Raw genomic sequence first — 11343 nt, 5'->3', positions numbered from 1 at the left:
GTCCGGCCCGTCACCGCCTCTCCCCCGCCTCACCGGGCAGGCCGGGGAGGCGGTGGCGCAGCAGCTTGCCGGTGGCGTTGCGGGGCAGTCCGGCGACGAGAAGCACGTCCCGGGGCACCTTGTGGCGGGCCAGGTTGGCCTTGACGTGGGCGCGCACGTCCGCGCCGGTCAGCCCGGCGCCGTCGCGGGGCACCACGTAGGCGCGCAGCCGCTGCCCGAACTCGGCGTCGGGGACGCCGACGACGGCGGCCTCCACGATGCCGGGGTGCGCGGCGAGCAGGTCCTCGACCTCACCGGGGTAGACGTTCTCCCCGCCCGAGACGATCATGTCGTCGGCGCGGCCGTCCACGAACAGCCGCCCGGCGGCGTCGAAGTGGCCGACGTCCCCGGTGTCGAGCAGCCCGTCGCGCGTCTCCCGGCTCCGGCCGTCGGTGTAGCCGGCGAAGCCGAGGCCGCTGCCCACGAAGATCCGGCCGCGCTCCCCCGGGCGGGCGACCGGCCCCCGCTCGCCGTACAGCCGGACCCGGCATCCGTGCGGCGGGCGGCCGACGGTCCCCGGGGCGGCCCGCCAGTCGGCCGGGGTCGCCACGGTGGCGACGGCGACCTCGGTCGAGCCGTACAGGTTGTAGAGGACCTCGCCGAACGCCGCCATCGCCCGGTCGCCCAAATCCGGCGGCAGCGCCGAGCCGGCCACGAACACGATCCGCAGCGCGGACAGGTCGTGCCTGGACCGCGGATCCGGGCCGAGGTCGAGGATGCGCCGCAGCATGGTCGGCACCAGGATCACGGCGCTGCACCGGTGCCGCTCCAGGGCGCGGAGGGCGGCCTCGGCGTCGAAGCGGCGGCTGACGACGGCGGTGGACCCGAAGGCGAACGCGACCATCAGGTGCGCGAACCCGGTGCCGTGGAAGAGCGGGGCCGCGATGAGGGTCGACTCGCCTACGCGCAGCGGCACGCGGTCGAGCAGCTGCGCGATCACCAGCGGCGAGCCGACCCGGCGCGGCGCGCCCTTCGGAGCGCCGGTCGTGCCGCTGGTCAGCAGGACGACGCCGCCGGTCCGGGCGGGCGGGCGCAGCGTCCGTGCGGGAGCCTGGGCGATCAACGACTCCAGTGCGGGAGGCGCCTGCCGCCCGCCGGTTCCCCGCTCTCCGTCCGTCCAGGCCGTGAAGCGGCGGACGGACGGCGGGACGGACGCGGCGGCGGTGCCGAACTCGTCGTCGTGGACGAGGACCGTCAGCCCTTCGCCCTTCGCGACCTGGGCGACCTGCGGTCCGGCGAGCCCCGTGTTGACCAGTACCAGCCGGGCGCCCAGCTTCGCGGCGGCCAGGGCCGCGTCCACCAGCCCCCGGTGGTCGCGGCACAGCACGCCGACCACGTCGCGGGGACCGATCCCCAGGTCCGTCCAGGCGCCCGCCAGCAGGTCGGAGCGCCGGTCGAGGTCGGCGAACGTCAGCGGCCCGAGGTCGTCGACCAGTCCGGTCCGGTGCGGGGTGCGAGCCGCGGCGATGCGGATCGCCCCGGCGACCGGCCCCCAGCGGCGCACGTCCCGCCAGGCGGCGGGCAGCCCGCCGAGCGCCGGCAGGCTGATCATTCCGGCCCGGTGCAGTACCCGGAGGGCGTGCGCGCCGTCCAGTGCGGCGGAGATGCCGAGCATCGCGTCCGTCTCCTCTCCAAGCGGCGGGGGGCGTCCAGCGGTGCGGGGGGCGCCGCGGGGCACGCCCGCGGCGCCCCAGGGTCACGCGGCGAGAGCGCCGAGCTTGGCCAGCGACTCCTCGGTGTTCTTGGCGGCCTCCTTCTGGACCGACATCCCGAGGGGGCCCGCGAGCATGCCGCCGCTGAACTCCATATCGCAGGTGACGGTCGACCCGGTGCCGGACGCCTCGACGGTGAAGGCGGTCCGCAGGGTGATGCCCATCGGTCCCTTGCCCGACATCTCCAGCCGGTTCGGCGCGTCGGCCGTCTCGACCGTCCACTCGACGTCGCCGGGCATGCCCATGATCTTCACGCCCTGCTTGAAGGCGGCCCCGGCGCTCGCCGCCGCGGGCGGCTCGGTGACGAACTTCTCGTGCATCGCGAACCACTCGGGCATGCGGGGCAGCTCCGCGAGCACCTCCCAGATCCGCTCGGGGGCGGGGGCGAGGTCGGCGCTGATGGTCGCCTTCGGCATCGTGCTCTCCTTCCAGGGCGGCGGCGCCGCCCGCTGTTACATTCAGTTCGGCCTGTTTGTTTCTGGGTTAGACTCCGGCGCATGCCCGCGCCGACCGGAAGACCCGCCCGCACCCACCGCACCCAGGAGGAGCGCACCGCCGCCACGCGCCGGGCGCTGCTGGACGCGACGGTCGACTGCCTGGTCGAGTACGGCTACCACGGCACCACCACGACCCGGGTGGTGGAGCGGGCCGGCGTCTCGCGAGGCGCCCAGGTCCACCACTTCCCGACCAAGAACGACCTCGTCATCGGCGCCGTCCGGCATCTGGCGGCCAAGCGGACCGAGCAGCTGCGGGAGCGGCGGGGCGCGGGCCGGCTGCCCGGCGGCGACGACTGGGCGGGCGAACTCCTGGACGTCCTGTGGGAGGCCCATCAGGGGGCGCTGTTCGAGGCGTCCATGGAGCTGTGGAACGCCGCCCGCACCGACCCGGACCTGCGCGAGCACGTCTCCGCGCTGGAGCGCATGGTCCTCGACAGCGTCGCCGAGCTGGGCGGCATGCTGGGCCGCGACGCCGCCGACCCCGGGTTCCGCGGCGACCTCTACCTCGTCCTCGACGCGATCCGCGGCCTGCGGATGCTGGACTTCGTCAACCCGGGCCCGCCGGAGCGGGCCGCCGCGCGCTGGGCCCATGCCAAGGAGCGGCTCCGCCTGATCACCGACCGGTGGGCTGGGGACGCCGGTCATCCGGAGCCCCCGTCCCCGTAGCGGCGGTCGTAGGCGGCGCGCGCCGCCGGGTCGGCGCCGATGGCGAACCGGCCCAGCCCGGCGGCGCGGGCGAGCGGAGTCCGCAGCGGGCGGGGGCAGGCCAGCGTCAGGCGCATCAGCCCCCCGAACGCGGCGGGCACCCAGACGTCCGGGGCGTTCCGGCTCACCGCCGCCACGATCGCCCGCGCGACGTCCTCGGGCTCAACGGTGGCCAGGCGCCGCATCCCCCGGGGCACCGCCACCCCGGCCGACAGCTCGGTGCGCACGACGGCGGGGCGCACCACGGTGACGCCCACCCCCGTGCCGTGCAGCTCCGCCCGCAGCGCCTCCGACAGCCCGAGCACGCCGTACTTGGTCGCGCAGTAGGTGACCAGGCCGGGGAAGCCGGCGCTGCCCGCCATCGAGGAGACGTTGACGATGTGCCCCCGCCCGGCGGGGACGAGCCGCCGGGCGGCCAGCCGCGAGCCGATGAGGACCGCGCGCAGGTTGACGTCGACCATCCGGTCGGCGGTCGCGTCGGCCTCGTCCAGGAAGCGGCCGGTGGTCATGATCCCCGCGTTGTTGACCAGCACCCGCAGCCGCCGCCCGGTCCGCTCCTCGGCCGCCGCCAGGAAACGCGCGAAGGAGTCCGGGTCGGCGGCGTCGAGGCGGAGCCCGACGGCCCGGCCGCCCAGCTCGTCGGCCGTGCGCTCGGCCAGCGCGCCGTCCAGGTCCCCGATCGCCACCGGGGCTCCGGCGGCGGCGAACGCCGCCGCCGTCGCCCGGCCGATCCCGCGGGCGCCGCCGGTGACGGCCACCAGCGACTGCTCCGGCATCGCCATCACGCCTACCGCCGGGCCGCTCAGCCGGCCGGCCGGTAGAGGGTGACGACGGCCGCGCCGCCGATGCCGATGTTGTGCTGGAGCGCCGCGGTGGCTCCCTCGACCTGGCGCTTGCCCGCCTCGCCGCGCAGCTGCCAGGTCAGCTCGGCGCACTGGGCCAGCCCGGTGGCGCCGAGCGGGTGCCCCTTGGAGATCAGGCCGCCGGACGGGTTGACGACGTACCGTCCGCCGTAGGTGTTGTCGCCGGAGTCGACGAGCGCGCCGCCCTCCCCCTCCCCGCACAGGCCGAGCGCCTCGTAGGTGATCAGCTCGTTGGTCGAGAAGCAGTCGTGCAGCTCGACCACCTGGACGTCGCGCGGACCGACGCCGGCCTGCTCGTAGGCGAGGTCGGCGGCCTTCTTCGTCATCTGGTGGCCGACCGCGTCGATGGCGTCGCCGCGGAAGCTGGCCGGGGTGTCGGTGACCAGCGACTGGCCGGCGATCTCGACGGCCCGGTCCCACAGGCCATGGGCGTCCACGAACCGCTCCCCGGCGATGACGGCGGCGGCCCCGCCGTCGGAGGTCGGCGAGCACTGCAGCTTGGTCAGCGGCTCGTAGACCATCGGCGCGTTCCGGACGTCCTCCAGCGAGTACTCGTCCTGGAACTGCGCGTACGGGTTGTTCACCGAGTGCCGGTGGTTCTTGTGGCCGATCTTGGCGAACTGCTCCGCCGTGGTCCCGTAGCGCTCCATGTGCTCGCGCCCGGCGGCGCCGAACATCCACGGGGCCGGCGGGGCCCCGGTGAAGTCGTACTTGGTCGCGATCGACTCGAAGTGCCGCAGCGTCGGCTGGGCGCGGTCGTCGTAGGTCATCGCCAGCGAGCCGCGCTTCATCTTCTCGAAGCCCAGCGCCAGCGCGCACTCCACCGCCCCGAGCCGCACCGCCTGCCGAGCCAGGTACAGGGCGGTGGACCCGGTGGCGCAGTTGTTGTTGACGTTCACCACCGGGATCCCGGTGAGCCCGAGCTCGTAGGCGGCGCGCTGCCCGGCGCACGACTCGCCGTAGACGTAGCCCACGTACGCCTGGCCGATCTCGTCGTAGGGGACGCCGGCATCGGCCAGCGCCTTGGTGCCCGCCTCGCGGGCCATGTCGGGGTAGTCCCAGTCGCGGCTGCCCGGCTTCTCGAACTTCGTCATGCCGACGCCGATGACGTATGTCCTGACGCTCATCGCTCTCCCTCGCGTCCCTGCCGCTGTCCGGCGGGACGACAGTAGGCCGCCAAAAGAAAAACAGTCAAGACTGTATTTAAGTTCAGCTTGGTATGTATCCTGCTCGCCAACGAATGCCGAGGGAGGACAGGTGGACCTCAACGACACCCCCGAACGGGCGGTCTACCGGGCGCGGCTGCGCGGCTGGCTACAAGAGAACGCGCGCCACGCCCCCGCGGAGGCGCCCGGCCTGCACGTCGCGGACGTCGCGGGCTTCCGGGCCTGGCAGCGGCGGCTGGCCGAGGCCGGCTACGCGGGGATCATGTGGCCGCGCGAGTACGGCGGCCAGGGCCTCGGCCCCATGGAGCAGGCGATCGTCAACGCCGAACTCGGCGCGGCGGGCCTGCCCGGCGTGCTCGACATGATCGGGGTCGGCAACCTCGGCCCCACGCTGATCGCGCACGGCACGGCCGCGCAGAAGGAGCGGCACCTGCGGCCGCTGCTGCACGCCGAGGAGATGTGGTGCCAGCTGTTCTCCGAGCCGGCGGCCGGCTCCGACCTGGCCGCCGTCCGCACCCGCGCCGCCCGGACCGGGGACGGCGGCTGGCGGCTCGACGGCCAGAAGGTCTGGACGACCAACGCCCAGCACGCCGCCTTCGGGCTGCTGCTGGCCCGCACGGACCCCGCCGTGCCCAAGCACCGCGGCCTGACGATGTTCGTCGTGCCGATGCGCGCGCCCGGCGTCGCCGTCCGCCCGCTCCGGCAGATCGGCGGTGAGGCCGGTTTCAACGAGGTCTTCCTCGACGGGGTGGCGCTCGGCGCGGACGCGGTGGTGGGCGAGGTCGGCGCCGGCTGGTCGGTGGCGATGACCTGCCTGATGTACGAGCGCTTCACCCTCCTGACCGCGATCGACCAGGTCGGCGTCGGTCCCGACACGTTCCTCGGGCCGCTGGTGGGGACCGCCGAGGTCCGCCGCCCGGACGTGCTGCGCCGCCTCGGACGGCTGACCGCCGACCTCTACGCGCTCCGCTACACCGCCTACCGGGCGCTCACCGCCGTCGACCGGGGCAGGGTCCCCGGCCCCGAGGCGGGGCTCGGAAAGATCACTCTGATCGACGCGGCCATGGAGGGGCTGCTCCTGCAGTTCGAGCTGCTGGGGCCGGAGTCCCTGGAGGGGCCGTCCGGACGGCTCATGCATGAGCTCCAGGGGCTGCGCTCGGGCGGCGGAACCCACGAAGTACTGCGCAACACCATCGGCGAACGCGTCCTCGGCCTGCCCGCCGAGCCCCGCGCCGACAAGGACGTGCCCTTCCAGGACCTGGCCTCATGACCCGGCCCGCGTCCCCACCGGCCACCGAACGGGAGAGACCGTGAACTTCGAACTGTCCGAGGAGCAGGAGATGCTGTGCGAGGCGGCCCGCGAGGCGCTGGCCCGCACGGACACCCTCGCGGCCGCCCGCGCCGGGCTCGACGGGGGCCCCGGCGAGGCCGGCCGGGCGCCCGCCTGGGGCGTCGCGGTGCGCGGCGGCTGGACCGGGCTGCTCGCCGACGAGGACGGCCGCCACGAACTCGGCGCGCTGAACGCCATGCTCGTGCTTATCGAGTGCGGGCGCCGGCTGGCCGCCACCGGACTGGTCGGCCACCTGGCCGCCGTGTCGGTACTGCACGCCGCCGGGGCCGACCTTTCCGCCCTCGCCTCCGGGCGGCGGCGCGCCGTGTACGTCCCGGCCCGCCCGCCCGTCGCCGACGAGCCGTTCCTGGTGGAGACCGGCGACCCCGCCAGGCCGTACGGGCCACTGCCGGAACTCGACGGCGGCCGCGTCACCGGGCGCGTCGCGTTCGTCCCCGACCTGCCCGGCGCCGACCTGCTCGTGGTGCCCGTCCGCAGGCCCGACGGGGTGGCCGCCGTGCTCGTCGAGGCGGGCGCGGGCGGCGTGAAGGTCGAGCCGCTGGTCCGCGGTGACGCCACCCGCCCGCTCGGGCATCTCACCCTGGACGGCGCGGAGGCGGCGCCGCCGACGGCCGAGCCGTCCGACCTGGAACGGGCCTGGGACCTCGCGCAGGCGCTGACTGCCGCCGAGGCGCTCGGCGTCTGCGAGGCCGTGCAGGAGATGGCGGTCGGGTACGCCCGGGACCGGTCGGCGTTCGGCCGGCCCATCGGCTCCTACCAGGCCGTCAAGCACCAGCTCGTGGACATCCTCAGGTACGGGGCGAACGTGCGGGCGCTGCTGTACTACGCCGGCTACGCCGCCGAGCACGCCCCCGATGAGTTCACCCGGGCCGCCGGATGCGCCCGCGTGGCCGGCGAGCACGCCGCCGGATACGCCACCAGGACGTGCATCGCCGTGCACGGCGGCATCGGCGCCACCTGGGAGCACGACGCCCACCTCTTCTACCGGCGGGCGCTGCTGTCGCGGCTGCTGTACGGAGGCGAGGGCTTCGCCGCCGAACGCGTGGCCCTCGACCTGCTCGCCGGCGCCTTCGAACCGTCCCCCGAAGCCCTCGCCCGCCTCGGCGGGGCCCGTCTTTAGAGGAGAGACCCATGAGCGATCCGAAGTTCAACGCCGAGGCGCTCGGCGTATGGTCCGAGCCGTTCGAGTTCGAGGTCGAGCGGGAGCGGACCATCGCCTACGCGGAGGCCACCAACGACGACCACCCGCTGCACGCCTCCGGTGAGCTGGCGCCCCCGGTGTTCGCCATCGTGCCGGTCTTCCAAGGGCTGATCCCGTCCGTGCTGGCGGTGGCTCCGGGCGAACTTCTGCCGTTCGTCGTGCACGGCGAGCAGGACATGCGCTTCCACCGGCCGATCGTCCCCGGCATGACCCTGGTGTCGCGCGCACAGCCGACCGGGTACGCCGCCAAGCCGTCCGGCACCACCGTGTCGATCAAGGTGGAGACCCGCACCTCGGACGGGGAACCGGTCAACCAGCAGTGGATGACGTCGTTCTTCCGCGGCTTCACCGCCGCCGAGTCGGCCGGGGTGATGGCGCCCCCGCACGGATTCCCGCCCGCCCTGACCGGTGAGAAGCCGTTCGCCGAGGTCACCCAGCACATCGACGACGACCAGACGTTCCGCTACGCCGAGGCGTCCGGCGACCCGATGCCCATCCACCTGGACGAGGAGGTCGCCAAGGCCTCCGGCCTGCCCGGCATCATCGCGCACGGCCTGTGCACCATGGCGTTCACCTCGCGCGCGGTCGTGGCCGCCGCGGCGGGCGGCGATCCCACGCGGCTGCGGCGGCTGGCGGTCCGCTTCTCCAAGCCGGTCCTGCCGGGCCAGGACATCACCACCACCCTCCACGAGACCGCCCCCGGGACGTTCGCGTTCCAGACCACCTCCAGCTCCGGCGACGTCGTCATCAAGGACGGCCTCGCCGAGATCTCCTGACACCGGAAGGGACACCAACCATGGGAGCACTGGACGGCCGCGTCGCCGTCATCACCGGCGCCGGCCGCGGCATCGGCCGCGAGCACGCGCTGCTGTTCGCGCGCGAGGGCGCCCGGGTCGTCGTCAACGACCTCGGCGGCACCGGCGACGGCAGCGGGTCCGACCTCGGCCCGGCCAAGCAGGTCGCCGAGGAGATCAACGCCGCCGGCGGCCAGGCCGTCGCGAACACCGACGACGTCGCGACCTGGGACGGCGCGGCCGCCCTCGTCCGGCAGGCCGTCGACGCCTTCGGCGCCCTGGACGTCGTCGTCAACAACGCCGGCATCCTGCGGGACCGCTTCATCGCCCAGCTCAGCGAGGAGGAATGGGACAGCGTCATCCGCGTCCACCTCAAGGGCCACTTCGGGGTGCTCCGGCACGCCGCCGAGCACTGGAAGGCCCGTTCCAAGGCGGGTGAGGCGGTGAACGCCGCCGTCGTCAACACGGCCTCGGGCTCGGGCACCTTCCTGCCCAACCCGGGCCAGGCCAACTACGGCGCCGCCAAGGCCGGGATCGCCGCGCTGACCCTGGTCGCCGCCGCCGAACTCGGCCGCTACGGGGTCCGGGTCAACGCCATCGCCCCCGTCGCCCGCACCCGGCTGACCACCGCCTCACCCGGCACGGCCGCCCTGATGGCCGCGCCCGACGAGGGATTCGACGCCTTCGACCCGGCCAACGTCTCCCCCCTCGTCGCCTACCTGGCCGCCGCGGACTGCCCCCTCACCGGGCAGCTGTTCGCCGTCCAGGGCGGGATGATCGCGCCCGCGGTCAACTGGCAGCTCGGCGAGCAGCACACCACCGACGGCCCGTGGACCATCGATCTGGTGCGGCAGACGCTCGGCTGATCCCCCGCCCTTCCGAGGGCGTTCGGCGGTCACCGCCGCCAAGGACCCCGGACGGGGCGAGAACGCGCCACTCGCCCCGTCCGGCCCTCGTTCAGCCGTGCACGACAGTCGACGCCGACCGGAACCCGCCGGCCGCGGCCGCGACGCGGACTCCGCCGGGCCCGGCCGCCGGAACGCGCAGCCGGGCGATGCCGTCATCGCCGGTCACGGCCCGCATGCCCCCGGCGGTGACCGTGGCGCCGGTCACCGGGCGGGCCTGCGGATCCTCGGGGACTCGCGCGGTGACCCGGACGACGATCCCCTTCGCGCCCGCCGACACCGGGGCGACCTCCAGCGGCGGCTGCTTCACCCCCGGGCAGTCGGCCTGGGTCGGCAGTCCGCTGCGGCGCACACCGTCCACCTCGCTCTCGACCGTTCCCCGGAACTTGGCTGGCTTGTAGACCGTGAACCTGCCGCGCAGGTACCCGGGGTGCTCGCCGGTGGCCTTCAGGTCGGCGGCCCACGTCCCGACGAGCGTCGGGCTCGGGGTGGTCAGCGACTCGGTCCCGGTGACGAACGTCCGGCCGTCGTCGGAGTACCGGTCGTAGCGCACCGACCAGCGCCCGGCCATGAACGTCCCCGTGAAGTCGAACGTCGCGGTGCCGGAGCGGCGCCCCTTGGCCTTCTTCCCGTGCACCTGCCGGGAGGCAAGGCCCCGGTAGTCCCCGTACGGCACCGACCAGCGCGCGTAGTCGACCGTGTCGAGGTCGACGGCCGGCTTCGGCGCGGTGGGGCGCCGGGACGGGAACCGGATGATCTCCATCCGGACGTCGCCGGGGCTCCCGCCGCCCGCCGTCGGGGTGAACGGCTCCTCGGTGACGACGGCCCGGGTGCCGTCGGGGAACCAGTCCCAGCCGCGGATCACCCAGCCGTCCCGCAGGACGACGGGCTGCCCGCCGTAGCCGTCCCGCTGGCCCTCGCGGTCCATCAGCCAGCGCTCGTTCATGCAGCGGCGGTTGTTCCACAGCGCGGCCCGCCCGATCTGGGCGAACGCGGTGGTGTCCAGGAATGTCGGCCGCTGGAAGGCGGTGAAGGCGTCCATGCGGTCCAGGCCCCGGGCGGAGGCGTAGGCGCTGCTGCCGCCGTCGGGAGAGCCTTCGTAGATCTCGTTGTAGTCGAGATCCTCAGTGATCTTGCGGCGGGCGCCCGTCGCGAGGTCCAGCTCCCAGATGTCGTAGTTCAGCGCGGTGCCGGTCGCCCGGTAGACCAGCGTGCGGCCCCCGTCGAGCCAGCCGCCGCCGGTCTCGTAGTAGCGGCCGCCCTCGATCCATCCGGCCGGGTCGGTGCCCAGGCGGTAGGCGGGGTTCAGGACGCGCGGCCGTGTGACCGTGTACCCGTCCGGGCGCCGCTCCAGACCGCCCAGCAGCATCACCGGGCCCTCGGTCATCCTGACCTCGGTCCATGTCAGATGCTTGCCGTCCGGGTGCAGTCGGGGCTCTCTGTTCTGCGCCCCCTGCTTGAGCCCGTCCCTCGGCAGCTTCACGGAAAGCACGGTGCGGCTGCGGCAGTCGTGCAGGCTGGGCGTGCACTCCACCACCTGGTGGTCGATGTCGCCGGTGCCGTCCGCGGCTCCCGACATGAGCGCGCGCCTGCCGTCCGGGAACGGGGACGCCTCCCGCGCGCCGTCCAGCACCCCGCAGCTGATGCAGCTGAAACCGCCGGAGCCGTCCAGCTTCACCGCGCCCACCTGGGCCTTCCCCTGGTAGGTGATGTTGGCGATGGCCCATCGGCCGTGGTCGATGAGCTTCACGGAGTTGGCCTGCCCGGAGTCGAGCGTGACCCCCGGCGGCATCTTCACCGTGGACGTCACCTCGATGGGTTCGAGCGGGGCCGGCACGGTCGTCCGGGTGCGCCCGGCGAGAACACTCGTGGACGGGCCCTCCGCGCAGCCGGCCGCCAGCGTCGCGGCGCCGAGGACGGCCACCGCCGGGATGAGACGAGAAGGTCTTCGGTTCATGCGGGGAGCCGACCAGACGCTGATCGGAACCGGTCGGCAACGCGATGGGAGTTCCGTGTGAGTTCCCCCGCGCCCGCTCATGCGCGTTTCCGGAGCTTCTCACGACCGATTCTCATCCGGCCCTGCTGGGGTGAGCGGCCATGAGGACCATAC

At 74.3% G+C, this 11343-nt stretch carries 10 protein-coding genes; 5 read left to right on the top strand and 5 right to left on the bottom strand.

Going from position 1 to position 11343, the window contains the following annotated elements:
* Positions 1 to 10 precede the first annotated feature (10 nt).
* Positions 11 to 1654 (bottom strand): AMP-binding protein, encoded by a 1644-nt coding sequence (locus ABWI07_RS15025; RefSeq protein ID WP_149256960.1) that lies wholly within the window; start codon positions 1652 to 1654, stop codon positions 11 to 13.
* A gap of 81 nt (positions 1655 to 1735) precedes the next feature.
* The gene (locus tag ABWI07_RS15020; RefSeq protein WP_353818883.1) at positions 1736 to 2167 is read right to left on the bottom strand and encodes a type II toxin-antitoxin system Rv0910 family toxin; all 432 of its coding nucleotides are present in this window, start codon (positions 2165 to 2167) and stop codon (positions 1736 to 1738) included.
* Between the two features lie 81 nt (positions 2168 to 2248).
* Between ABWI07_RS15020 and ABWI07_RS15015 the strand changes: the two genes are divergently transcribed.
* The gene (locus ABWI07_RS15015; RefSeq protein WP_149256962.1) at positions 2249 to 2914 is read left to right on the top strand and encodes a TetR/AcrR family transcriptional regulator; all 666 of its coding nucleotides are present in this window, start codon (positions 2249 to 2251) and stop codon (positions 2912 to 2914) included.
* Here the strand turns inward: ABWI07_RS15015 and ABWI07_RS15010 are convergent.
* Entirely contained in the window at positions 2890 to 3735 is an 846-nt protein-coding gene (locus tag ABWI07_RS15010) for an SDR family NAD(P)-dependent oxidoreductase (RefSeq protein WP_149256963.1), read from the bottom strand. The two genes, ABWI07_RS15015 and ABWI07_RS15010, sit on opposite strands and share 25 nt — an antisense overlap.
* Before the next feature lie 20 nt (positions 3736 to 3755).
* Positions 3756 to 4943, bottom strand: coding sequence for a lipid-transfer protein (locus ABWI07_RS15005; protein ID WP_353818882.1), 1188 nt, complete (start codon positions 4941 to 4943; stop codon positions 3756 to 3758).
* A gap of 130 nt (positions 4944 to 5073) precedes the next feature.
* Between ABWI07_RS15005 and ABWI07_RS15000 the strand changes: the two genes are divergently transcribed.
* The 4 genes from ABWI07_RS15000 to ABWI07_RS14985 are packed head-to-tail and all read left to right on the top strand — an operon-like array spanning position 5074 to position 9194.
* The gene (locus ABWI07_RS15000) at positions 5074 to 6252 is read left to right on the top strand and encodes an acyl-CoA dehydrogenase family protein (protein WP_353818881.1); all 1179 of its coding nucleotides are present in this window, start codon (positions 5074 to 5076) and stop codon (positions 6250 to 6252) included.
* Positions 6253 to 6292: 40 nt separating this feature from the next.
* Entirely contained in the window at positions 6293 to 7453 is a 1161-nt protein-coding gene (locus ABWI07_RS14995; RefSeq protein ID WP_353818880.1) for an acyl-CoA dehydrogenase family protein, read from the top strand.
* A gap of 11 nt (positions 7454 to 7464) precedes the next feature.
* Positions 7465 to 8310, top strand: coding sequence for a MaoC/PaaZ C-terminal domain-containing protein (locus ABWI07_RS14990; RefSeq protein WP_353818879.1), 846 nt, complete (start codon positions 7465 to 7467; stop codon positions 8308 to 8310).
* Between the two features lie 20 nt (positions 8311 to 8330).
* Complete coding sequence (locus ABWI07_RS14985; RefSeq protein WP_149256968.1) at positions 8331 to 9194, top strand: SDR family oxidoreductase; 864 nt, start codon at positions 8331 to 8333, stop codon at positions 9192 to 9194.
* A gap of 91 nt (positions 9195 to 9285) precedes the next feature.
* Here the strand turns inward: ABWI07_RS14985 and ABWI07_RS14980 are convergent, their stop codons facing one another.
* Positions 9286 to 11190: a TolB-like translocation protein gene (locus tag ABWI07_RS14980; protein WP_149256969.1), complete on the bottom strand. Its 1905-nt coding sequence runs from the start codon at positions 11188 to 11190 to the stop codon at positions 9286 to 9288.
* Positions 11191 to 11343 lie beyond the last annotated feature (153 nt).

The sequence above is a fragment of the Actinomadura sp. NPDC000600 genome (assembly GCF_040492135.1).
In the GTDB taxonomy this organism is placed as follows: Bacteria; Actinomycetota; Actinomycetes; order Streptosporangiales; family Streptosporangiaceae; genus Spirillospora.
Note: the sequence above shows the minus strand (reverse complement) of the source record. Positions and strands in the feature narration are given on the sequence as shown.

Bases quoted from the DNA above. Each gene is read 5' to 3' on its own strand.
- ABWI07_RS15025 (WP_149256960.1), bottom strand. From the start codon at position 1,654: ATGCTCGGCATCTCCGCCGCACTGGACGGCGCGCACGCCCTCCGGGTA.
- ABWI07_RS15020 (WP_353818883.1), bottom strand. From the start codon at position 2,167: ATGCCGAAGGCGACCATCAGCGCCGACCTCGCCCCCGCCCCCGAGCGG.
- ABWI07_RS15015 (WP_149256962.1), top strand. From the start codon at position 2,249: ATGCCCGCGCCGACCGGAAGACCCGCCCGCACCCACCGCACCCAGGAG.
- ABWI07_RS15010 (WP_149256963.1), bottom strand. From the start codon at position 3,735: ATGGCGATGCCGGAGCAGTCGCTGGTGGCCGTCACCGGCGGCGCCCGC.
- ABWI07_RS15005 (WP_353818882.1), bottom strand. From the start codon at position 4,943: ATGAGCGTCAGGACATACGTCATCGGCGTCGGCATGACGAAGTTCGAG.
- ABWI07_RS14990 (WP_353818879.1), top strand. From the start codon at position 7,465: ATGAGCGATCCGAAGTTCAACGCCGAGGCGCTCGGCGTATGGTCCGAG.
- ABWI07_RS14985 (WP_149256968.1), top strand. From the start codon at position 8,331: ATGGGAGCACTGGACGGCCGCGTCGCCGTCATCACCGGCGCCGGCCGC.
- ABWI07_RS14980 (WP_149256969.1), bottom strand. From the start codon at position 11,190: ATGAACCGAAGACCTTCTCGTCTCATCCCGGCGGTGGCCGTCCTCGGC.